The organism is Citrobacter sp. wls615 (assembly GCF_005281355.1).
Lineage (GTDB): Bacteria > Pseudomonadota > Gammaproteobacteria > Enterobacterales > Enterobacteriaceae > Citrobacter > Citrobacter werkmanii.
Genome location: NZ_SZXM01000012.1, coordinates 1 through 23525 on the forward strand (window position 1 = coordinate 1; position 23525 = coordinate 23525).

General features: G+C 52.0%; 22 protein-coding genes and 1 pseudogene. 9 read left to right on the forward strand and 14 right to left on the reverse strand.

The genetic code is table 11. From position 1 onward, the window contains the following. Nucleotides 1-57: 57 nt before the first annotated feature. The 3 genes and pseudogenes from prc to FDX04_RS04195 form a co-directional block, all read right to left on the reverse strand. Complete coding sequence (prc, locus tag FDX04_RS04185) at nt 58-2106, reverse strand: carboxy terminal-processing peptidase (RefSeq protein ID WP_079223750.1); 2049 nt, start codon at nt 2104-2106, stop codon at nt 58-60. Nucleotides 2107-2125: 19 nt separating this feature from the next. Further along, nucleotides 2126-2811: pseudogene (gene proQ, locus FDX04_RS04190) on the reverse strand (RNA chaperone ProQ). Between the two features lie 96 nt (nt 2812-2907). Beyond that, nucleotides 2908-3405 (reverse strand): GAF domain-containing protein, encoded by a 498-nt coding sequence (locus FDX04_RS04195; protein WP_038641301.1) that lies wholly within the window; start codon nt 3403-3405, stop codon nt 2908-2910. A gap of 128 nt (nt 3406-3533) precedes the next feature. Between FDX04_RS04195 and yebS the strand changes: the two genes are divergently transcribed. From yebS to FDX04_RS04220, 5 genes are all read left to right on the forward strand, one after another. Continuing rightward, nucleotides 3534-4817 (forward strand): membrane integrity lipid transport subunit YebS, encoded by a 1284-nt coding sequence (gene yebS / locus FDX04_RS04200; RefSeq protein WP_137370473.1) that lies wholly within the window; start codon nt 3534-3536, stop codon nt 4815-4817. Further along, nucleotides 4786-7419 (forward strand): PqiB family protein, encoded by a 2634-nt coding sequence (locus FDX04_RS04205; RefSeq protein ID WP_042307836.1) that lies wholly within the window; start codon nt 4786-4788, stop codon nt 7417-7419. The genes yebS and FDX04_RS04205 overlap by 32 nt, the downstream gene beginning before the upstream one ends. Before the next feature lie 79 nt (nt 7420-7498). Next, nucleotides 7499-8920, forward strand: coding sequence for a 16S rRNA (cytosine(1407)-C(5))-methyltransferase RsmF (rsmF, locus tag FDX04_RS04210; protein WP_137370474.1), 1422 nt, complete (start codon nt 7499-7501; stop codon nt 8918-8920). Nucleotides 8921-9020: 100 nt separating this feature from the next. After that, on the forward strand, nt 9021-9257 hold the full coding sequence (locus tag FDX04_RS04215; RefSeq protein ID WP_029139506.1) for a YebV family protein: 237 nt from the start codon (nt 9021-9023) through the stop codon (nt 9255-9257). A gap of 102 nt (nt 9258-9359) precedes the next feature. Then, a complete protein-coding gene (locus FDX04_RS04220; protein WP_032939629.1) occupies nt 9360-9551 on the forward strand; it encodes a YebW family protein in 192 nt (63 codons plus the stop codon). Here the strand turns inward: FDX04_RS04220 and pphA are convergent, their stop codons facing one another. The 4 genes from pphA to yobA form a co-directional block, all read right to left on the reverse strand. Continuing rightward, nucleotides 9552-10193 carry a protein-serine/threonine phosphatase gene (gene pphA, locus FDX04_RS04225; protein WP_137370475.1) on the reverse strand — a complete coding sequence of 214 codons (642 nt, stop codon included), beginning with the start codon at nt 10191-10193 and terminating at the stop codon, nt 9552-9554. A 412-nt stretch (nt 10194-10605) separates the two neighbouring features. Beyond that, entirely contained in the window at nt 10606-10944 is a 339-nt protein-coding gene (locus tag FDX04_RS04230) for a YebY family protein (RefSeq protein ID WP_042307834.1), read from the reverse strand. Between the two features lie 20 nt (nt 10945-10964). Then, nucleotides 10965-11834 (reverse strand): copper homeostasis membrane protein CopD, encoded by an 870-nt coding sequence (copD, locus tag FDX04_RS04235; RefSeq protein ID WP_137370476.1) that lies wholly within the window; start codon nt 11832-11834, stop codon nt 10965-10967. Nucleotides 11835-11837: 3 nt separating this feature from the next. Then, complete coding sequence (yobA, locus tag FDX04_RS04240) at nt 11838-12212, reverse strand: CopC domain-containing protein YobA (protein WP_137348899.1); 375 nt, start codon at nt 12210-12212, stop codon at nt 11838-11840. 143 nt (nt 12213-12355) lie between these two features. Between yobA and FDX04_RS04245 the strand changes: the two genes are divergently transcribed. From FDX04_RS04245 to exoX, 3 genes are all read left to right on the forward strand, one after another. Next, on the forward strand, nt 12356-12586 hold the full coding sequence (locus tag FDX04_RS04245) for a DNA polymerase III subunit theta (protein WP_038641397.1): 231 nt from the start codon (nt 12356-12358) through the stop codon (nt 12584-12586). A 106-nt stretch (nt 12587-12692) separates the two neighbouring features. Continuing rightward, entirely contained in the window at nt 12693-13349 is a 657-nt protein-coding gene (locus FDX04_RS04250) for a carbon-nitrogen hydrolase family protein (protein ID WP_137370477.1), read from the forward strand. 22 nt (nt 13350-13371) lie between these two features. Further along, a complete protein-coding gene (exoX, locus tag FDX04_RS04255) occupies nt 13372-14034 on the forward strand; it encodes an exodeoxyribonuclease X (RefSeq protein ID WP_042307829.1) in 663 nt (220 codons plus the stop codon). Here exoX and ptrB read toward each other — a convergent pair. The 4 genes from ptrB to yebG all read right to left on the reverse strand — a co-directional run bounded on the left by ptrB (nt 14016) and on the right by yebG (nt 17697). After that, entirely contained in the window at nt 14016-16091 is a 2076-nt protein-coding gene (gene ptrB / locus FDX04_RS04260) for an oligopeptidase B (RefSeq protein WP_170975140.1), read from the reverse strand. The two genes, exoX and ptrB, sit on opposite strands and share 19 nt — an antisense overlap. Before the next feature lie 86 nt (nt 16092-16177). Continuing rightward, nucleotides 16178-16837, reverse strand: a complete 660-nt coding sequence (locus tag FDX04_RS04265; protein ID WP_061381109.1) for a tellurite resistance TerB family protein — start codon at nt 16835-16837, stop codon at nt 16178-16180. A 94-nt stretch (nt 16838-16931) separates the two neighbouring features. Next, complete coding sequence (gene yebF, locus FDX04_RS04270) at nt 16932-17285, reverse strand: protein YebF (protein ID WP_061381108.1); 354 nt, start codon at nt 17283-17285, stop codon at nt 16932-16934. A gap of 121 nt (nt 17286-17406) precedes the next feature. Then, on the reverse strand, nt 17407-17697 hold the full coding sequence (gene yebG / locus FDX04_RS04275) for a DNA damage-inducible protein YebG (RefSeq protein WP_137370479.1): 291 nt from the start codon (nt 17695-17697) through the stop codon (nt 17407-17409). A gap of 132 nt (nt 17698-17829) precedes the next feature. Between yebG and purT the strand changes: the two genes are divergently transcribed. Then, on the forward strand, nt 17830-19008 hold the full coding sequence (purT, locus tag FDX04_RS04280; RefSeq protein ID WP_137370480.1) for a formate-dependent phosphoribosylglycinamide formyltransferase: 1179 nt from the start codon (nt 17830-17832) through the stop codon (nt 19006-19008). A gap of 69 nt (nt 19009-19077) precedes the next feature. Here the strand turns inward: purT and kdgA are convergent, their stop codons facing one another. The 3 genes from kdgA to zwf form a co-directional block, all read right to left on the reverse strand. Further along, complete coding sequence (gene kdgA, locus FDX04_RS04285) at nt 19078-19719, reverse strand: bifunctional 4-hydroxy-2-oxoglutarate aldolase/2-dehydro-3-deoxy-phosphogluconate aldolase (protein WP_003034901.1); 642 nt, start codon at nt 19717-19719, stop codon at nt 19078-19080. Between the two features lie 34 nt (nt 19720-19753). Then, nucleotides 19754-21565 (reverse strand): phosphogluconate dehydratase, encoded by a 1812-nt coding sequence (gene edd, locus FDX04_RS04290; protein WP_137370481.1) that lies wholly within the window; start codon nt 21563-21565, stop codon nt 19754-19756. 233 nt (nt 21566-21798) lie between these two features. Then, nucleotides 21799-23274 carry a glucose-6-phosphate dehydrogenase gene (gene zwf, locus FDX04_RS04295; protein WP_003034896.1) on the reverse strand — a complete coding sequence of 492 codons (1476 nt, stop codon included), beginning with the start codon at nt 23272-23274 and terminating at the stop codon, nt 21799-21801. Nucleotides 23275-23525: the final 251 nt, after the last annotated feature.

A 23525-nucleotide genomic window follows, 5' to 3' on the forward strand; every position in this document is an offset into this window, starting at 1 on the left:
TAGCTGGGGGTTTTCTGTGCACAAAAAACAGGCACAATTTCTTGTGCCTGTTGGAGGTTATTGACTGGTTGCGGGCTGTTCCGCTGGCTTGTCTTTTTCAAGATGCGCCAGGTCGAGCGCGATTTTCACCGTTTCATCCAGATACGGATCCGGCTCCTGGTAATCTTTGGGCAGATCGTCCAGTTTCTTCAGCAACGGTTTACCTTCACGCTTAAACCGATCGTTGATGCGCGCCAGACGCAGTGCATCATCTTCGTTATTCTCTTTCTCACGCTGAGCGTAATTCAGAGAAGCGATGCTGCGCTTATCCTTCATCGCATTGAATCGCGCAATGTCCTTCATGATGTACTGGAACTCAGGATCGTTCGCAATACGGGCATTGTGCTCTTTTAGCAATTCAGGTCCAAACGGCGTCAGGTTATCAGACTTGGTATAGGTCGCCGCATCAATGCTATCCCACGGCAACGCGTTATCTTCAAACTTCTCACCGGTTTCAGTTTCTTCATTACCTGTCGGCATGATGATATCCGGCGTAACGCCCTTACGCTGCGTACTGCCACCATTTACACGGTAGAATTTCTGGATCGTGTATTGAACAGAACCCAGCGCTGGCCATTCCGGACGCAGCATCTGATCGTAAATACGGTTCAGGGAACGATACTGCTGTACGGTGCCCTTGCCAAAGGTCGGTTCACCGACGATCAGCGCACGACCATAATCCTGCATTGCCGCGGCAAAAATTTCCGATGCCGAGGCACTGAAGCGATCAACTAATACCACCAGCGGACCTTTGTAATACACCACGCCGTCGGTATCGCTGTCTTCACGCACTTTGCCGTTATTGTCACGAACCTGTACCACCGGGCCGGAAGGAATGAACAGACCGGAAAGCGAGACCGCTTCGGTCAGTGCGCCACCGCCGTTGGTACGCAGATCGATAATCACGCTGCTGACATTCTGTTTTTCCAGTTTCTGCAGCTGAACTTTGACGTCATCCGTCAGGCCAACATAGAAGCCAGGAATATCCAGTACGCCGACCTTCTCTTTGCCAACGGTTTTCACGGACATTTTAACGGCGCGGTCTTCGAGACGAATGCGTTCACGCGTTAGCGTGACAATGCGCGTCTTGGTGCCTTTACCGGCAGGCAGGATTTCGAGGCGAACTTTGCTGCCTTTAGGTCCTTTGATCAGCGCTACAACGTCATCCAGACGCCAGCCAATCACATCGACCATGCCTTTTCCGGTCTGGCCCACGCCGACAATACGGTCGCCAACGCTTATCGCTTTACTCTTGGCTGCCGGGCCGCCCGCTACCATGGAGTTAATAACGGTGTAGTCATCATCCATTTGCAGAACTGCGCCAATACCTTCCAGAGACAAGCTCATTTCAGTATTAAACTGTTCAGTGTTGCGCGGAGAAAGATAGTTAGTATGCGGGTCTATTTCACGAGCAAAAGCCGTCATCGCCAGTGAGAACACATCTTCACTGTTGGTCTGCGCCAGACGGCGAATGGCAAATTTATAGCGACGCGTCAGTGTTTCGCGAATTTCCGCATCGGTTTTACCGGTCAGCTTCAGGCTGAGTTCGTCAAATTTAACTTTGCCATCCCACAGCGCATTAAGCTCTGCTTCGCTCTTCGGCCACGGAGCTTTGCTCCGATCGAGGTTAAAGGTATCGGTACCGGTAAAATCCATTGGACGCGCCAGCACGCTTAGCGCGTACTGATAACGTTCAAATCGGCGTTTTTGCGCAAGATTATAAAGATCGTAAAAGACATCCAGCTTGCCCGTGCGCAGTTCATCGCCGAGGACAGTTTTCTTTTTTGCATACTGTTCGATATCGCTCGCCAACAGCACGTTATGGCTGTAGTCGAGCAGATTCAGATAGCGGTCAAAAATTTTTGCCGAAAACGCCTGATCCAGATCGAACTGGCGATAGTGTGAACGTGTAAAACGTGATGTTACACGTTCACTCACCGTCGCATGCTGGGTTTCTTCCTTTAAAACGGGGATTTGATCGGCACGCGTGATGTCTTCTACAGCAAGTGCCTGGCCTGCTAATGCAAGCAGACCAGCTAACGCAGTAAGCCTAAAAAAAGTGTTCATGCCAGGCCTGGCCTCCGTTTCAGAACACCAGGTGTTCTGCGCGTACAATCAAAGACATACCCGAATTCAGCTGTACACGGACGCCATCTTTGGTGTTTCTAATACGGTGGCATCCATCGCATTATTACCTGCTTTCACCTTCAAAGACTGCCCTACCGTCAGCACTGAAATATCAGATACCGGGGTATGCTGTTCTTCGCGAGGAGCACGCGGTGCTTTGGCTGCTGATTTTTCAGCGCGAGGTTTACGTTCAGCCCCTTCTTTACGACGCGGAGCAGGACGCGGCTTACGCTCGCGACGCGGTGCGTCTTCTTTTTCGCCGGCAGCAGCGGCCGCTTCGCGTTTTTTCGCCTGTTGCTCTGCACGTTGCGCCTGAACGCGAGCTTTAGCTTCTTCCAGCTGTTTGCGAGCATGTTCAACATGTTGCTCATCCAACTCACCACATGGGTTGCCGTCGAGATCAACACGCGTTGCGCCCAATTTTACGCCATACAGATAGCGCCAGCTGGAAGTATAGAGACGTAAGGCAGAACGGAGCTGTGTCTTGCTGAGGTTCATTTCACCCTCAACACGCTCTACCAAATCCTGAAAAATGCCAATTTTCAGTGGGCGCGCTTCGCCTTCAGCACTAAAACACTGCGGGAAGCGTTCGGCCAGAAACGCGATGACTTCTTTACTGCTATTCAACTTAGGTTGATTTTCCATGAAATTTCCTGATTACAACGGACGTAGCCAACAAGCGCAGGCATGAACAGGCGACATTATAATGACGTCATCAGTAATTGCTACGTTATCCGTTGATTATCCTGCGACGCTCGCAAAGAATTTTTTGTAATCCGTCGTTGCAAGCACGGTTTCAAGCTGTGCCACAAGCGTACGCAGCCCCTGTTCGTCCTCTTCAGTGAAGCGACCAAACGCGGTGCTATCGATATCCAGCACGCCGATTATCTGATTTTCAACGGTGACAGGCAGAACAATTTCCGCATTGCTGGCGGCATCGCATGCGATGTGCCCGTCAAACGCGTGCACGTCTTCGATGCGCTGCACCTGATTGCGCGCCACCGCGGTACCGCATACGCCACGTCCTACCGGGATCCGCACACAGGCAATTTTGCCCTGGAAAGGACCAAGTACCAGAGTTTCGCCCTCAAGCAGGTAAAAACCGGCCCAGTTTACTTGTGCAAGACGCTCGTACAACAATGCGCTGGTATTTGCCAGCGTTGCCAGAAAACTGGTTTCACCTGCCATTAATGCCTGAAAATCACGGTTCAGATCCGTGTATAGCTCTGATTTGTTCATTATGTAATCACTTAGTTGTCTTACTTAAAACTGCAGCCTACTAAAATAAACATTAAATGCGTTAATGCTCAAGATCATTCCCGTCATGAGTTAAGATAACATTACTTCAACATTTTGATACGCGGTACATGGCCCTTACGACATCACGCATCACGCCCACTAAAAAAATCGCCATCAGATCTATTGGTGAGGCACTCCCGCGTGCACATTATCATCGTTGTCCTGAATGCGACCTGATTTTTAGCTTGCCTAAAATGCGCTCGCACCAAAGTGCATTCTGTCCACGCTGTCAGGCGAAAATCCGTGACGGGCGCGACTGGTCCTTAACGCGCCTGGCAGCAATGGCTGTCACCATGATGCTGCTGATGCCCTTCGCCTGGGGAGAACCGCTCTTACACATCTTTTTGCTCGGTGTACGCATTGACGCCAATGTGATGCAGGGTATCTGGCAAATGACCCGCCAGGGTGACCCTCTCACCGCATCCTTCGTGCTATTTTGCGTTGCGGGCGCGCCGATTATTCTCGTTACCTCAATCGCTTATCTGTGGTTTGGCAATATTCTCGGGATGAACCTACGCCCGGTGCTACTGATGCTGGAAAGGCTCAAAGAGTGGGTGATGCTTGATATCTATCTTGTGGGTATCGGCGTCGCGTCGATTAAAGTTCAGGACTATGCTTATTTGCAGCCTGGGGTGGGACTGTTTGCTTTTATTGCGCTGGTGATCCTCAGTATTTTGACGTTATCGCACCTCAACGTAGAACAGCTTTGGGACCGTTTTTACCCGCAAAGGCCTGCTCGTCGGCCCGATGAAAAGCTTCGCGTTTGCCTTGGTTGCCACTTTACAGGGTATCCGGACGTCCGCGGTCGCTGCCCTCGTTGCCATATACCGTTGCGCTGGCGCAGAAATCAAAGTATTCAAAAATGTTGGGCTGCTCTGCTGGCCTCGATTGTCCTGCTGCTGCCTGCTAACCTCCTGCCTATCTCGATCATTTATGTCAATGGTTCCCGACAGGAAGACACGATCATGTCAGGCATACTGTCTTTGGCAAACAGTAATATCGGCGTGGCGGCGATCGTGTTTATTGCCAGTATTCTGGTGCCATTCACCAAAGTGATTGTGATGTTTACGTTGCTCATCAGTATTCATTTTAACTGTGAGCAAGGATTGCGTACCCGCATCAAACTGCTGCGCATAGTGACCTGGATTGGTCGCTGGTCAATGCTGGATCTTTTTGTTATCGCTTTAACTATGTCGCTAATTAATCGCGATCAGATACTTGCTTTTACTATGGGACCGGCTGCGTTTTATTTCGGCGCAGCGGTAATATTGACTATTCTTGCAGTGGAATGGCTGGACAGCCGCTTACTTTGGGATGCACATGAGTCAGGAAACGCCCGCTTCGCAGACTGAAGCGCAGATTAAAACAAAACGTCGTATCTCCCCGTTCTGGCTGCTGCCGTTCATCGCATTGATGATTGCAGGATGGCTTATCTGGGGAAGCTATGAAGATCGCGGGAATACCGTAACCATTGACTTTATGTCGGCGGACGGCATTGTGCCTGGCCGTACCCCTGTTCGCTATCAGGGCGTCGAAGTGGGCACGGTGCAGGACATCAACCTCAGCAAAGACCTGCGTAAAATTGAAGTCCGCGTCAGCATCAAATCAAATATGAAAGATGCACTGCGCAAAGATACCCAGTTCTGGCTGGTCACGCCGAAAGCGTCACTGGCGGGGGTTTCCGGCCTGGATGCGTTAGTTGGCGGCAACTATATCGGCATGATGCCCGGTACCGGCGAGCCAGAGGATCATTTCGTCGCGCTTGATACACAGCCCAAATACCGCCTGAACAACGGCGATTTGATGCTGCACCTGCGGGCCCCAGACCTCGGATCGCTTAACAGCGGCTCGCTGGTTTATTTCCGCAAAATCCCGGTAGGTCGCGTCTATGACTACACTATTAATCCAAATAACCAGGGCGTAACCATCGACGTGCTGATTGAACGCCGCTTTACCAATCTGGTGAAAAAAGGCAGTCGTTTCTGGAACGTATCAGGGGTCGATGCGGATGTCAGTCTCAGCGGCGCCAAAGTTAAGCTGGAGAGTCTGGCAGCCCTGGTTAATGGCGCCATTGCTTTTGATTCACCGGAAGATTCTCAACCCGCCGTTGCCGACGATACGTTTGGTTTGTATCAGGATCTCGCGCACAGCCAGCGCGGCGTGATCGTTAAGCTCGATTTACCCAGCGGCGACGGACTTAAGGCTGGCTCAACCTCGCTGATGTATCAAGGACTGGAAGTCGGTCAACTGACCAAACTGGATTTAAATCCGGGCGGTAAAGTCACCGGCGAAATGACGGTCGATCCCAGCGTCGTAACGCTATTGCGTGACAACACGCGTATTGAATTACACAGTCCTAAATTATCGTTAAGCGATGCGAATCTCAGTTCGCTTCTGACGGGCAAAACATTCGAACTGATACCTGGCGAGGGCGAACCGCGTAACCAGTTTGCAGTGATTCCTGCAGAGCAATCCTTGTTACACGATCCGGGCGTGATGACGCTGACGCTGACCGCGCCGGAAAGTTACGGTATTGATGCCGGCCAACCGCTGATTCTTCACGGCGTTCAGGTCGGTCAGGTGATTGAGCGCACGCTCTCCAGCAAAGGCGTTTCGTTTACCGTCGCCATCGAACCGCAGCATCGCGCGCTGGTACAAGGCGACAGTAAGTTCGTGGTCAACAGTCGGGTGGATGTCAAAGTTGGGCTTGATGGCGTGGAGTTTCTTGGCGCCAGCGCCAGTGAGTGGATCAGCGGCGGCATTCGTATTTTGCCCGGTACGAAGGGTGAAATGAAAAAAAGCTACCCGCTGTATGCCAACCTGGAAAAGGCGATTGAGAACAGCCTGAGCGATCTGCCAACCACCACGGTCAGCCTGAGTGCCGAAACGTTGCCCGATGTGCAGGCCGGTTCAGTGGTCCTCTATCGTAAATTCGAAGTCGGTGAAGTGATTAGCGTTCGTCCACGCGCCGATGCGTTTGATATCGATCTGCATATCAAACCGGAATATCGCAACCTGCTGACCAGCAACAGCGTGTTCTGGGCCGAGGGCGGCGCCAAGGTCCAGCTCAACGGCAGCGGTTTAACCGTTCAGGCTTCTCCCCTGTCGCGAGCGCTTAAAGGCGCAATTAGCTTCGATAACCTGAGCGGCGCCAGCGCCAGCCAACGCAAAGGCGACAAGCGGATTCTGTATGCGTCAGAAACCGCTGCGCGTGCAGTGGGCGGCCAGATAACCCTGCACGCCTTCGATGCCGGTAAACTGGCGGCCGGTATGCCGATTCGCTACCTGGGAATCGATATTGGCCAGATCCAGACGCTAGAGCTGATCACTTCCCGTAACGAAGTTCAGGCCAAAGCGGTACTGTATCCGGAGTACGTACAGACCTTTGCGCGTAGCGGCACACGCTTCTCCGTGATTACCCCGCAAATCTCAGCAGCCGGCGTGGAGCATTTAGATACCATCTTACAGCCGTATATCAACGTTGAACCTGGCCGCGGTAACCCGCGCCGTGATTTTGAGCTGCAGGAAGCTACTATCACCGACTCTCGTTACCTCGATGGTCTGAGTATTGTGGTGGAAGCACCGGAAGCGGGTTCATTAAACATCGGTACGCCAGTTCTGTTCAGAGGTATTGAAGTCGGGACCGTCACCGGGTTGACGCTCGGCTCCCTTTCCGATCGCGTGATGATCGCTATGCGCATCAGCCAGCGCTATCAGCATCTGGTGCGTAACAACTCTGTATTCTGGCTGGCATCCGGCTACAGTCTCGACTTCGGCCTGACCGGCGGCGTCGTGAAGACCGGTACCTTTAATCAGTTCATTCGCGGTGGGATCGCCTTTGCAACCCCGCCGGGTACGCCACTGGCACCGAAAGCACAGGCTGGTAAACACTTCCTGTTGCAGGAAAGCGAACCGAAAGAGTGGCGTGAATGGGGAACCGCCCTGCCACGATAACCTCTCCCTTTGCTCCGGCGTACTCGCGCCGGAGCACTTATGCTACACTGCGCACCTGTTTTTTTGCCGGTGGTACCAAGTGGCTTATTTTCCCGACGCCTTTCTGACACAAATGCGTGAAGCAATGCCTTCCACGCTCTCATTCGATGATTTTCTTGCTGCCTGCCAGCGTCCGCTGCGCCGTAGCATCCGCGTCAATACGCTGAAAATCTCTGTTGCCGATTTCCTCACTCTGACAGCGCCATATAACTGGTCGCTCACCCCTGTTCCATGGTGTGCTGAAGGCTTCTGGATTGAACGCGATGATGAAGCGTCACTGCCGCTCGGCAGCACTGCAGAGCATCTAAGCGGCTTATTTTATATTCAGGAAGCCAGCTCAATGCTGCCGGTCGCCGCGCTGTTTGCCGATGGCAATACGCCGGAACGCGTAATGGATGTCGCGGCAGCTCCCGGCTCCAAAACCACGCAAATTGCCGCCAAAATGAATAATCAGGGCGTGATTCTGGCGAATGAGTTTTCCGCCAGTCGCGTCAAAGTCCTGCATGCCAATATCAGCCGTTGCGGTATCAACAATGTCGCCCTGACCCATTTTGACGGGCGGGTATTTGGCGCGGCATTACCAGAAACATTCGATGCCATATTGCTGGATGCCCCATGTTCTGGCGAAGGCGTGGTACGTAAAGATCCCGATGCACTGAAAAACTGGTCCATAGAAAGTAATCTGGAAATTGCCGCAACCCAGCGTGAGCTGCTCGACAGCGCATTCCACGCCCTGCGCCCCGGCGGCACATTGGTGTATTCAACCTGTACGCTGAACCGTGACGAAAACGAAGCCATCATGCAGTGGTTGATTGAAACCTACCCGGATGCCGTCGAATTTTTACCGCTGGGCGATTTATTTCCCGAGGCTGAACGCGCCCTGACGCCGGAAGGATTCCTGCATGTGTTCCCGCAGATCTACGATTGTGAAGGTTTCTTCGTCGCACGTTTGCGCAAAATAGCCGCCATTCCTGCGTTACCCGCGCCGAAATATAAAGTGGGTAACTTCCCGTTCAGCCCGCTGAAAGGACGTGAATCTGCGCTCGTCGCCCAGGCCGCTAACGCCTGCGGATTACAGTGGGCAGACAATTTACGCCTGTGGCAGCGAGACAAAGAGATCTGGTTATTTCCGACAGAGATTGAACCCCTGATTGGCAAAGTTCGTTTTTCCCGTCTCGGGGTTAAACTGGCTGAGACCCATAACAAAGGGTATCGTTGGCAGCATGAAGCCATCATCGCCCTCGCCGATCCAAGCCACAGCCATGCGTTCGAACTGAGCCTTGCCGAAGCGGAAGAGTGGTATCGCGGTAGAGATGTTTACCCGCAAACTTCACCCGCAACTGACGATGTGTTGGTTACGTTCCAGCATCAGCCGATTGGTCTGGCAAAACGTATTGGATCGCGATTGAAGAATAGCTATCCACGCGATCTTGTCCGGGATGGCAAACTCTTTACAGGATAACGCACGTTTTGACTGGCGCTTTTGCTAACGTTGACTACGCTGAAAAATGGACGGCCTAACTGGTCGTACCACAATCAGCAGATAAACGGAGAGCACGATGATGAAAACCAGTGTGCGCATTGGCGCTTTTGAGATCGACGACGCCGAGTTGCATGGCGAATCGCCGGGGGACCGAACGTTAACCATTCCATGTAAATCCGATCCGGATTTATGTATGCAACTGGACGCCTGGGATGCCGACACCAGCGTCCCGGCCCTTCTGAATGGAGAACACTCTGTTCTGTTCCGCGAGCACTACGATCGTAAGTCAGATGCCTGGATCATGCGCCTTGCCTGATTCAAAAAGAACCCGTCGCCAGACGGGTTATTTCCTGGTTAATTACCCTCATCTATCAACATCTTCTACACTACAGGTATGGCTTTACCCTTTGAGGATGGAATGTTCACGCTGGTTCTTTTTGTATGCTACCTTGACGGCGGTTGTGAAGATATCGTGGTTGATGTCTACAAAACTGAGCAGCAATGCCTTGTATCGATGGACGATCAGCGCATTCGTAACGGCGGATGTTTGCCTGCGGACGATTACATCGACAGCTTTTGGCGTCCAGCCCAGGAATACAGCGATTTCTGATTATTGCAATTGCACCAGCGTTAATTCGCCGCCAAATACCGCACCGGTATCAATATAGTGCAGATTGTCACGATCCAAGCGATGCCGCAGTGGCGTATGACCAAACCAAAAGTGATCCGCGCCACGTATGCCGTTACCTTTGTTCATCAACCGCGTACGATCCCACAGCACCCGCTGTAAATCGACCTCTTTTTGCCACTGGTAATCATCATCCGGGTAATCCGCATGAGCAACAACGTGTATGCCACTCCGGCAGCGTAGTTCCAGAATCCAGGGTAACTTTCGACACGCTTTCAGTGCTAATCTTGCCGCAGACTGATCCGCGTGAGCAAACCACGCGCCGCCGTTCATAAACCACAAAAGTTGCTCCCCCGTCGCCAGTGCATCCAACGCCATCTGCTCATGATTGCCCCTGACTGCCACAATCCAGCTTTTAGGCAGCAGGCGCAGGCAACGCAGACTGTCAGGCCCACGGTCAATAACATCACCCACTGAAACCAGCAGATCTTGCCGGGGATCAAACTGGCACTGGCGCAATCTCACCATTAATAAAGAGAAGCAACCGTGGATATCTCCCACGACCCAGACGTGACGCCAGTGTGAACCTTCGATTCGTTGGTAGATATTGTCAGGCTGTGCCATGCAACCTCCTGAGCACATTGAGACTTGGTTATAATTTTAGCAATGGCTGCAAAAAATCCTGGACGATCAAGGGGCGGAGTATGGTATGGTTTACGCAGAATGCAGCCTGTGATACGCAGTGTTTGGCCCTGGATGGCATGGCATTCACCACATAAAAAGAGACCGAATACGATTCCTGTATTCGGTCCAGGGAAATGGCTCTTGGGAGAGAGCCGTGCGCTAAAAGTTGGCATTAATGCAGGCTAAGTTACCCTGCCATTTAAGAATAGATGACAGCGCCAGGTTTTCCAGTCCGCGGCTAAAGTGGCCGGAAAAAAAGGCAGTTCGTCACACGACCAAATGCAAAAACCGCAAGTTCTTCTGTGAGATCCTGCGGTTTTTTTATTGGAAATCAGAACGCTACATCTGACAATTAACAGAGCTTTTCTGCGCGCTCCACAAACGGTGCCAGGCTCATTTTTTCGCCAGGTTTCGTCGGGTCATCAATCTGGATAATCTCAATCGGCTTCGCCGTGGTTTTGCCGCTCTCAACCTGTTTTCTGGCAACATCATTCAATGGATATTGCACCAGCGTGCTGGGATTGATGACATACAGCGCGTTACCTGCACGGCAGGTCAGCATCACCTCTTCCCGATTAAACGCCCACTTATCTTTGCCAACCTCAAAACGGCTGACGGTGATGACCTGTGGCGCTGCCAGCGCGGCCCCTGAACTTGCCAGTAGTAGTAAAGAGAGAATGATTTTTTTCATGCGTTTTGCCAGTCCATCAATCAAAAAGGTTCGAGGGTTGCAAACAGGCTGACAATCGCCAGCACTACGGCCCCTATTCCCCATTCCAGTTTTGTCATCCAAATGAAATAGAGCGTCATACAGTCATTATCCTGCATGCGTGGTACCAGAACATACCGATTCGCCAGGGCAATCGCCACCATTAGCATGACAAGCGCACCTTTTAACAAAAGGAGTTGCCCATAAGCCATATGCCAGGAGCCGGAAAGACCGACAATAAACAGGGCATTCATAATCCCGGTAAGTAAAACTCCGGCAACGAAAAGATGCCCATAGCGGGAGAAAAGCATCATGGTAGAGATCGCTTGTTCCCGCCAGCGGCCCTGCGCCATTCTCATACAGTAAAGTACGGGCAGCAAGCCACCAAACCAGGCTGCGGCACATATCAGATGCAAGGCATGGTTAACCTGTTGGATGGCCCCAGGGACGCCAGTATGCAGCGTTGCATGTCCAACACCTGCCAGCAAAATAAATTGGGCAATCGTCAGCATTAACAGCAGTCGCGACATGCTGTGCGGCACAACAATGGTCACTACCAGCGTGACCATTGCGAGGATAATCTGCCATAACCAGACGCCGCCAAATTGCGTCTGCAGAACGGCGCCCCAAACGTCTGTCGAGACGACATCCTGCCAGCCAGAGCCCATTAAGCCCCCCTGGATCGCCAGCATTAGCGTCGCGCTGATAAAACTCCACGTCGCGGCATGGCGTTGCAGACGTAAAAAACGACGCATCATTAAACGGCGAACTGAAACGGGAGCCAACCATGCGCCGTAAAGCGCACAACCAAACACCAGCATCAACGCGGTAAAATGAATAAATCGCAGGGCAACCCAGGTAAATGCCAGCATCGGTTATTTCACGCTAAAGGTATATTGTCCCTTTGTCTTGTGACCATCCACGGATACAACGTGCCAGTCCACCGTATATTTTCCGGCCTCCAGCGTTTGATCTAGCGGAATAATCAGTTGCGTTTTGTCCTGATCGCTGCGGGTCGCTTTGCCCGTCTTGATTGATTCCTTTTGTGGACCTGTCAGCGTTGCGCCACTGAAAGCGGGTTCGACACCCTCAGAAAAATTCAGCGTCAGCGCCTGGGGAGAAGCGGTGACTTCCGCATTCGCCGCCGGGCTTTGTTTTGTCAGGTGAGCATGCGCCAATGCAGCGGGTGTTGCGAGGAGGCTGGCGAGTACGATGATAGTATTACGTAGCGAAGATGCAGATGAAGCCATTTCAACTATTCCTTTTTGTTATGTCTAATCTATAGAGAATAACCTTCTACAATGATCGAGTCGAGAATCATCAATTCTGTCTTGCCATTAATGCGCACTCTTAGTAACTTTGCGCGCCGGAAGACAGAGAAAAGGAGCAGCCTATGAACATCAATCTGGCCAAACTTGAGCAAGCTGAAATGGATAAGGTCAATGTTGACCTGGCCGCGGCGGGTGTCGCATTTAAAGAACGCTACAATATGCCGATCGTTGCCGAAGTGGTTGAACGTGAACAGCCCGAACATTTACGCGACTGGTTTCGTGAAAGACTCATCGCACATCGCCTGGCATCCGTCTCCCTTTCACGTTTACCGTACGAGCCGAAAGTTAAATAAAACTTATATTACGTTACGATTCCTTACATGATGCCTGCTACAGTATAAGTATATTCTTAATCTATACTTTAAAGATGGTTGTAGACACTATGAAAAGGAAATCATTATGTCACACTGGAAAATCGCAGCAGCACAATACGAACCCCTTCACACGTCAGTGATCGAAAACGTTGCCCATCACCTGCAATTCATTCAGGCAGCCGCACAATGCCAATGTGAATTGCTGGTCTTCCCCGCCCTCTCCTTGTTGGGCTGCGTTGATGAGAATGACGCCCTCCCAGCGCCACCTGATGAAGCGTTGCTGGAACCGCTGGCGCATGCCGCAGCGACTTACCGCATGACCATTATCGCGGGATTGCCGGTAGAGCATAACAATCGTTTTGTGAAAGGCATTGCGCTTTTCTCTCCCTGGATGACCTCACCATTAACGTTTCATCAGAGCCACGGGGCCTGTATTGCCAGACAGCGCAATACCATCAGCGTTGTGGATAGTCAGCCGGAAGGTATCGATATCGACCCGAATTTTTCGCTGTTTACCAGTAGCCAGTCCGTCAGCGAACCTGAATTGCTCTCCTCCACATCTCGTCTACAACGTTTCTCGCATAAATTCGCCATCGCAGTATTAATGGCCAATGCGCGCGGGAGTAGTGCGTTATGGGACGAGCGAGGCCAATTGATTGTCCGCGCCGACAGCGGTTCTTTGCTCTTAACCGGTCAACGCACGCCACGGGGTTGGCAAGGTGATATCATTCCATTACGCTAGTCGTTTTGGTCGGGAGCATGGCATGTTGCGCATAATAGATACAGAAACCTGTGGTCTGCAGGGAGGCATTGTTGAGATTGCTTCTGTCGATGTGGTTGATGGAAAGATAGTTAACCCAATGAGCCATCTGGTGCGTCCTGACCGCCCCATTAGTCCCCAGGCGATGGCTATTCATCGCATTACTGAAGCAATGGTGGCCGATAAGCCATGGATTGAAGATATCATTCCGCACTATTACGGTAGCGAGTGGTACGTGGCGCACAACGCAAGCTTCGACCGCCGCGTATTGCCAGAGATGCCCGGTGAGTGGATCTGCACCATGAAGCTCTCCCGTCGATTGTGGCCTGGAATCAAATACAGCAATATGGCGCTGTATAAATCACGTAAGCTGAGCGTTCAGACGCCCGCAGGCCTGCATCATCACCGTGCTCTGTACGACTGCTACATCACTGCGGCTTTGCTGATCGATATCATGCAAACTTCAGGCTGGACCGCAGAGCAGATGGTCGACATTACCGGTCGCCCCGCGTTACTCACGACCTTCACATTTGGTAAGTACCGTGGAAAACCGGTATCAGAGGTGGCTGAACGCGATCCGGGCTATCTGCGTTGGTTATTTAATAATCTCGACAGTATGAGCCCGGAGCTGCGATTAACGCTGAAGCACTATCTGGATAACGCCTGATCTGAAGACTTTCCAGGCAGCGTTCCCTGTGCCAGCCCAATCAAAAATGCGTACTCAAGGGCCACGCCTTCGTAAGATTTAAAACGTCCGGACTTACCGCCGTGCCCGGAATCCATATCCGTGCACAGTAACAGCAAGCGATCATCCGTTTTTAACTCACGCAATTTTGCCACCCACTTTGCCGGTTCCCAGTATTGCACCTGGGAGTCGTGTAATCCTGTCGTGACCAGCAGATGTGGATAATCCTGCGCGGTGACGTTGTCATAGGGGCTGTAGCTTTTCATATACGCATAGTACTGCGGATCCTGCGGATTACCCCATTCCTCAAATTCACCGGTGGTCAGGGGAATTGACTCATCCAGCATCGTGGTCACCACATCGACAAACGGCACCTGGGCAATCACGCCATGGAACAAGTCCGGGCGTTCATTAATGGCGACGCCCATTAACATTCCTCCGGCGCTTCCCCCCATGCCGTAGCATAACGATGGCGCACCATAACCCATTCTTAGCAGCGCATCGCAGACATCGAGGTAATCATTGAAGGTATTTTTCTTGTGCAGAAACTTACCGTCTTCGTACCATTGCTGACCCAATTCACCGCCGCCACGCACATGGGCAATGGCGTAAACAAAGCCGCGATCCAATAAGCTTAAACGGCTGCTACTGAAATCAGCATCCATGCTGGCACCATACGAGCCATAGCCGTAAACCAGTAGTGGGTTTTTCCCTTTCAGGAAATACTTTTGATGATAAACCAGCGAGACCGGAACCTCGGTACCATCGCGGACGGTGATCCAGACATGTTCGCTGCGGTAATTCGCCGCATCAAATCCGGGGACCTCCGTCTGCTTAAGCACGCGACGCTCCCCGGTGTCCATATCGAGTTCAAACAACGTGTCCGGCGTGGTCATGGAGGAATAGCCATAGCGCAGGCGCGATGTCTCCGGTTCCGGGTTATAGGCAAGCCAGGTCACATACGCCGGATCGTCAAAGGCGATACCGATCACATCGCGCGTTTTGCGATTGATCTGACGCAGACTGGTTAAACCCTGCTGGCGTTCTTCCACCACCAGCCAGTCGGTAAACAGGGTAAACCCCTCCAGCATGACGTTCTCGCGCGGCGGGATCAGCACCTCCCACGCTTGTTCATTGCGTACGCGCGTGCGGTACAGACCAAAGTTTTTACCTTCACGATTAGAACGCAGATAAAACTTGTGCTGATAGTGATCGAGGCTGTACTCGTGGTCTTTACGCCGCGCTAAAAAAAGCAAAGGTTCGGCGTCGGCCAGTTCTGCATCCAACAGCAGAACCTCACTGGTCGTCGCGCTGGCGATATGGATCACCACATAATGTAACGAGGTGGTTTTATGCAGACTGACATAAAACATGTCATCGGCTTCTTCGTACACCAATTCGTCCAGTGACGAGGGGGATCCAACGGTATGTCGCCAGACCTGGTACGGCAGTAACGTCGTGGCGTGTTTGCGAACGTAATAGAAGGTCTGGGAATCATTCGCCCAGACCAGATCCGCTTCAACGTTATCCAGTACTTCCGGATACCAGTTGCCGCTTTCCAGGTTACGAAAGCGAACGCCATATTGCCGACGAGAGAGGTAATCTTCGGCCAGCGCCATAATGCTATTATCGGGTGATATCGCCAGCCCTCCCAGCGTATAAAATTCACTGTGGGCTGCGCGCTGGTTGCCGTCCAGCAGAGTATTCCATTCATCCCACTCTTCGCTGAGAACCGACTGGCGCTGATAAATGGCATATTCACATCCCGGTTCATAAATATGGCGGTAACGATAACCATTTTTCACATAGGGAGCGGATGCATCCTGTGGGGGAATACGGTCGATAATTTCTTTCAGAACACGCTCCTGCAAAGCCTGCTGCGAAGCCATAACCTGATGGCCATACGCATTTTCCTGTTGCAGGTATTCGAGCACGTCCGGCTGCGAGCGGGTGTCGTCTCGCAGCCAGTAATAATTATCAACACGTGTATCGCCATGCTGCGTCATGGCGTGGGGAATACGAGAAGCTTTTGGTAGCATGTCATTGTTCTTTTGCTTAAACATCCTATAAGGGTGGCAAAAGACAGCGATGATGCAAGCGAAACATGCACCTTAGCGATAAGTAATTAACCCGGTAAAGCCTGTTTTTGCGCCTTGAGATCCTGTTCAATGCCGTCACGAACATCCTGTGGGATCTTCAACGCGTCACCCAGCGCATTCAGATAGCTGCGCTCCATAAAGTGGTCGATATCAATCGCCGCACAGCTCAGGAAGTATATTTCCAGCGCCTCTTCTTCGTTGCGAATCCCTTGCGCCAGGCGCTGAGGATCCAGCGGTTGTTCAATCGCCCGCTCAATCAGAACGCGGCCTTGTTCTTCAACCCCCGCCTCACGAAGCTGCTGTTCAATGGCGGTACGCTCTTTAGCATCAATATGACCATCGCTTTTAGCCGCAAAAACCAGCGCCAGGATCAGGCGTTCAGTTCGCTCATCCAGCGGCGAGCTTTGTACGCCGAACTGCGGCTCATCCTGATGCGCGGCGCGAACTTTATCTTTGTATTTGTTCCACAGCACAGTTCCGGCAACTGCCCCACCACCCACCAGAAGCGCGCTGGTGCCATATTTACTCAGTAACTTACGTGAGGATTTGTTGGCAACCAGTAATCCCGCCAAACCGCCTAACGCGCCAGGGACCAGAAGTTTACTCAGCCCTTGCTCGCCGGAAGATGATGCGGAGGATCCTTTTTGCCCAAGAAGAGATTGTAGTTGGTTCAGCCAGTTAGCCATTTTGCCCCTCAAGTACAGACGAATAATCGTCAAAGCGTACCCGAGGGGATGTCAGGAAGTGTTCAGCTCATCAAAAGATGTGCAAATACGCTCGTTACTGCGGTTGATACTCCGCCGTTCCAGCTTTGCAGTCTACTTTTACCTGATAGTGAATATCCGCGCTTTTCCCACGGACCGTCAGCGGGACCGACCACTTGCCATCTTTGCCCGTAATATCGGGGGTATTAACCCAGGCAACAGGATCGGCTTGCCCAACACGCTTTTGATCGTCAGCCCAGCGCGCGATGCGATTTTGCTGATAATCACGTTTCACGCTTGCCGCAATACCATCAGCATTCAGCCCTTCGCACTTGGGAAACTGAACATTTTTGCTTTCCATATTTGCCGCAAATACAGATACGCTGGCAGATAACAACAGCAGGCTTAACAACGCTCTTTTTTTATACATTCTTTTCTCCTTTATCTCCCCTTCGTCCTTCCGGTTGCATGTAGCAACGCGAAAGAACGTCAGGGATTGCACAATGATTCAGGGAAAAGCATGGTACAAAACGTCAGGAGCGCAAGTCGTTTCAGGCAGCCTGAGTATCATCCTCAGCGTGTGCGTCATTTTCAACGACCTGCGGAGAAGGCAGTTTGCCGTTTTTCAGGATGGTGCTCAGCACATCTTTTTGCTCAGCCAGCCACAGGGAAAGCGCTTCACGCTGCTCGTCTTCAAGCGCTACCGGTGACTGCTCCAGCCATGTGTCGAGCAAATCCGCTGTATCAAGCATTTTGTCATACGCATCGGCTTCCTTTTTGCTGGTAAACGACATTTTTTCCTCACCTTCCCGAATGACTACGTATTTAACTTCAACCGCCATTTTTGCAGCCTCTTAAATTACCTGTATTTATGTACAGTATATTATTTTTGAGTCCCAAAATCAACCTGGTAATAAAGACAGACGCAAACGTTTTCGTATATACTGCGCCCAGATAAAACAGGGGATTAATTTATGACGTTATTAGGCACAGCGCTGCGTCCCGCAGCAACGCGAGTGATGTTATTAGGCTCAGGTGAACTGGGTAAAGAAGTGGCGATCGAATGCCAACGCCTGGGTGTGGAAGTCATTGCAGTGGATCGTTACCCCGACGCGCCAGCCATGCACGTTGCCCATCGCTCATACGTTATCAACATGCTGGATGGCGAAGCATTGCGCGAGGTTGTCGAGCGCGAAAAGCCACATTATATCGTGCCGGAAATAGAGGCGATTGCCACGGATATGCTGGTAAAACTGGAACAGGAAGGGCAACACGTTGTGCCGTGCGCACGAGCGACCCAACTGACCATGAACCGCGAAGGGATCCGTCGCCTCGCCGCAGAGGAGCTGTCTTTACCAACCTCTTCTTTCCGCTTTGCAGACAGCGAAACTCGCTTTCGCGAGGCCGTCGCCGAAATAGGCTTTCCTTGCATCGTGAAGCCAGTAATGAGTTCCTCAGGTAAGGGGCAAAGCTTTATTCGTTCAGCCGATCGACTCACCGAAGCCTGGAACTATGCTCAACAGGGAGGCCGGGCAGGCGCCGGGCGTGTTATCGTCGAAGGCGTGGTAGATTTTGATTTTGAAATTACCCTGCTTACCGTTAGCGCCGTTGATGGCGTGCACTTTTGCGCGCCAGTAGGGCATCGTCAGGAAGATGGCGATTATCGTGAATCCTGGCAGCCTCAGCAGATGAGCGACCTGGCGCTGGCGCGCGCGCAGGATATTGCCCGTAAAGTCGTGCTGGCGTTAGGTGGCTACGGTCTGTTTGGCGTGGAGCTATTTGTCTGCGGTGATGAGGTGATTTTTAGCGAAGTCTCCCCTCGCCCACACGATACCGGAATGGTGACCTTAATATCGCAGGACCAGTCTGAGTTTGCCCTGCACGTTCGCGCATTTCTCGGTCTGCCCGTTGGCGAAATCCGTCAGTACGGGCCTTCCGCTTCCGCCGTTATTCTGCCGCAACTTACCAGCCAGAATGTGTCGTTTGATAACGTACAGGCCGCCGTGGGCGCTGGTCTGCAAGTACGATTCTTTGGTAAGCCGGAGATCGACGGGAGTCGTCGTTTAGGCGTGGTACTGGCTACAGCGCAGACCATTGAAGAGGCGGTTGAACGTGCGAAAAATGCCGCCGCACAGGTGAAAGTTACAGGATAAAAACCAGATCCGTAGGCCGGATAAGGCGTTGACGCGCCTTATCCGGCCTACGGTATACGCATTAACGGCTTACTGCTTCGCGCCTTCTACTGCTTCACGCGCCAGTTTAGTAATGCGATCGTAATCACCAGCTTCCAGCGCATCTGCTGGAACCAGCCAGGAACCCCCGATGCACAGCACGCTTTTCAGCGCCAGGTAGTCACGGTAGTTCGCCGGGGAGATACCACCGGTTGGGCAGAAACGCACCTGAGAGAACGGACCCGCAATCGCCTGCAGCGCTTTAGTACCGCCGTTCGCTTCTGCCGGGAAGAATTTGAACTCTTTTAATCCGTAGTCCATACCCAACATCAGTTCAGAAACGGTGCTGATACCTGGGATCAGCGGAATAGTCCCTTCCGTTGCGGCTTTTAACAGCGGCTCGGTCAGACCCGGGCTGATAGCAAACTGCGCACCGGCTTCAGTAACTTCAGCCAGTTGTTGCGGATTCAGTACAGTGCCTGCGCCGACGATGGCGTCCGGAACTTCTTTCGCGATCGCACGAATGGCATCCATCGCACATGCAGTACGTAAGGTCACTTCCAGAACGCGCACGCCACCTGCAACCAGCGCTTTTGCCATCGGCACCGCATGTTCCAGTTTATTAACCACAATAACCGGTACAACCGGGCCAGTGGTCAGGATTGCTTCTGCACTTGTCTTCCAGTTTTTCATCAGAGTTTTCTCTCGCCTGATTACAAAATAAGTCTTAAAAAGTGATACAGGTTGCGCCCTGCTCCGCTCCGGACAGCTTCTCACGCAACGCGCTGAACATTTCACGTCCAGTACCCACGCGCGATGCGCTGAGGTCTGGAATGTGAGGCTGACGTGAGGCAAGTTCCTCTTCGTCAACCAGCAGCGTCAATTCACCTGTCTGTCCATTCACACGAATGATGTCGCCATCACGTACTTTTGCCAGCAGACCGCCATCATAGGCTTCTGGGGTTACATGGATTGCTGAAGGCACTTTACCTGAAGCACCTGAAAGTCGTCCATCGGTAACTAACGCAATTTTGAAACAACGGTCCAATAATACACCAAGTGGCGGCATGAGTTTATGTAATTCTGGCATTCCGTTCGCTTTTGGTCCCTGATGACGCACAACAACTACGCAATCGCGGTCAAGCAGACCCGCATCAAAGGCCGGTAACACATCGTGCTGACTTTCAAAAACAACTGCCGGGGCTTCTATAACCTGATTTTCGACCGGTACTGCCGACGTTTTCATCACTGCACGCCCGAGGTTACCGCTCAGCACTTTGGTACCGCCGTGGTGGGAGAAAGGTTGGTCAAAAGAGGCAATCACGTTGCTGTCCAGCGATTTCGCCGCCCCTTCGCGCCAGTCCAGTTCACCGTTGTTGAGCCACGGCTCCATGGTGTAACGCGATAAACCGAATCCGGCAACGGTATTCACATCTTCGTGCAGCAAACCCGCGTTCAGCAGCTCACGCATTAGAATCGGTACGCCGCCCGCCGCCTGGAAATGGTTAATATCCGCCGGACCGTTCGGGTACAAACGCGCCATCAGCGGCACAATGTCGGACAGATCGGAGAAGTCATCCCAGTTAATCAGAATCCCGGCCGCGCGCGCCATGGCCACCAGATGCATTGTATGGTTAGTTGAGCCCCCGGTCGCCAGCAGCGCCACAATTCCGTTCACCACCACTTTTTCATCGATCATTTTACCGATCGGCATCCATTCATTGCCGTTCCCGGTAAGACGCGTAACCTGACGGGCTGCAGCAGCGGTCAACGCTTCACGCAGCGGCGCATCCGGATGGACGAATGAAGAACCTGGCAGTTGCATCCCCATGAACTCCACGACCATCTGGTTAGTATTCGCCGTGCCGTAGAACGTACAGGTACCCGGTGCGTGATAGGACGCCGCCTCGGACTCAAGCAGCGCCATGCGATCAACTTTGCCTTCCGCATAGAGTTGACGAATACGCACTTTTTCTTTGTTTGCCAGGCCACTCGCCATCGGGCCGGAAGGAATGAAGATTGACGGCAGGTGACCGAATGACAGCGCCGCCATTACCAGGCCCGGGACAATTTTATCGCACACGCCGAGGAACAGTGCGCCATCGAACATATTGTGAGAGAGACCTACAGCGGCTGACATCGCAATCACTTCACGACTCAGCAGCGAAAGTTCCATCCCATCCTGTCCCTGGGTAACACCGTCACACATGGCCGGCACACCACCGGCAACCTGACCTACCGCATTGGCTTCATGCAGTGCTTTGCGAATGATCGCCGGATAATGTTCATACGGTTGATGCGCGGAAAGCATGTCGTTGTAGGAGGTAATGATCGCGATATTGTTACGCAGCATGCTTTTCAGCGATGCCTTGTCGTCCGGCTGACACGCGGCAAAGCCATGCGCCAGGTTACCGCATGCCAGTTGCGAACGATGAACGGTGGTCGATTTAGCTTGTTCAATACGGGCGAGATAGGCAGAACGTGTGTCGCGAGAACGTTCGACGATACGTTGTGTTACGCGTAACAAATCCGGATTCATAGAGGCTCCTAAAATTTATCTGTCAGAGCGGTAGGATTAACAATGCTTATCAGTCAGGTTAAAAGTGCTGAATCGCTTGTTTGCCGTAGCTCAGGGGCAAAATCGTTTCAGGCAGTGTAATAAAAAAAGCCCCGCGGGTGAATCCACGCGAGGCTTAAAAGTGCAAAAATTATTCTGCAATCTGTGTTAGATCATGTTACCGGTAAAATAACCACTATGGGTAAGGCGATCTTTTACTCGAATTCGTTCCAGGAACGACCATCTCGGGTGATCATTGCCACAGAGGCAACCGGTCCCCAGGTCCCTGCCTGATATGGCTTCGGCGCATCGTTGTCCATTGCCCACGCTTCGGTAATTGAGTCGACCCATTTCCAGGCTTCTTCAACTTCATCACGACGCACAAACAGCGCCTGAATACCGCGCATTGTTTCAAGCAGCAGACGTTCATAAGCGTCGGCCAGATGCGTCTGGTTGAAGGTTTCGGAATAGCTCAGATCAAGCTTGGTAATTTGCAGGTTATGCTTGTGATCCAGACCCGGTACTTTGTTCAGCACCTGGATATCAACACCTTCATCAGGCTGCAAACGAATAGTCAGCTTGTTCTGCGGCAGATCCTGCCAGGATTCCCGGAACAGATTCAGCTCAGGCGTTTTGAAGTAGACCACGACTTCAGAGCACTTCGTCGGTAAACGCTTGCCGGTACGCAGATAGAACGGAACGCCCGCCCAACGCCAGTTATCGATATCCACACGGATCGCCACAAACGTTTCTGTATTGCTGCTCTTGTTCGCGCCCTCTTCTTCCAGATATCCGGGGACTTTTTTGCCCTGGGCAAAACCCGCGGTGTACTGACCGCGAACCGTTTTTTCACGCACGTTCGAGCGATCGATGCGACGCAGTGATTTCAGTACCTTCACTTTTTCATCGCGGATGCTGTCGGCGCTCAGGTCCGACGGCGGAGACATCGCGATCATGCACAAGATCTGCAGCAGGTGGTTTTGGATCATGTCGCGCATTTGACCGGCCTGGTCAAAATAGCCCCAGCGACCTTCAATACCCACTTCTTCCGCGACGGTAATTTCAACGTGATCGATCGTGCGGTTATCCCAGTTGTTTACAAACAGGGAGTTGGCAAAGCGCAGTGCCAGCAGGTTCAACACCGTCTCTTTGCCGAGATAGTGGTCGATACGATAAACCTGACACTCTTCGAAATATTCGCCGACCTGATCGTTGATCTCGCGGGATGTTGCCAGTGATGTTCCTAACGGTTTTTCCATCACAACGCGGGCAGGTTTAGCATTCAGCTTTGCTTCACCCAAACCTTTGCAGATTGCGCCAAAAGTGCTTGGCGGCATCGCGAAATAGTTAATAGTGGTACGTGATTTCTGATCCAGCATTTCACCCAGACGGCTAAATGCGGCGGTATCATTGACGTCCAGATTACAAAACTCCAGACGACCGCTGAGGGTCTCCCACAAACCTTCATCAATTTTTTCTTTCATGAAGGTTTCGAGCGCTTCGCGCACAACCTTGGTATAGGCTGCTTTGTCCCAGTCGGCACGCCCTACCCCGATAATACGGGTTTCCGGGTTAATCTGGCCGGCCTTTTCCAGTTGATACAGGGAAGGCAGCAATTTCCGCCGCGCCAGGTCGCCCTTCGCGCCGAAAATGACCAGGTCACATGCCTGGGCTGTTTGCGTTACCGCCATGTCATTCTCCTCAATTAAGTGTCTGGTGCTTTTGCCAGACACTGGTTGTAATTTTATTACAGTGCACTGTACTGCTTTTACGTGAATCCGGAAACCGTAAACGCTTATCCAGCCGTGCTGTTACCGCGAACAGGCGTTTGATTGGCGTTTACCTCTGCAAAATGGATAAAAAAGTCGCTTTTTTTCGTACCTATGAAGAAGTAAGAAAACCAGACTCCGATCATGTAATGAAAAAAAACAACAACTATTCT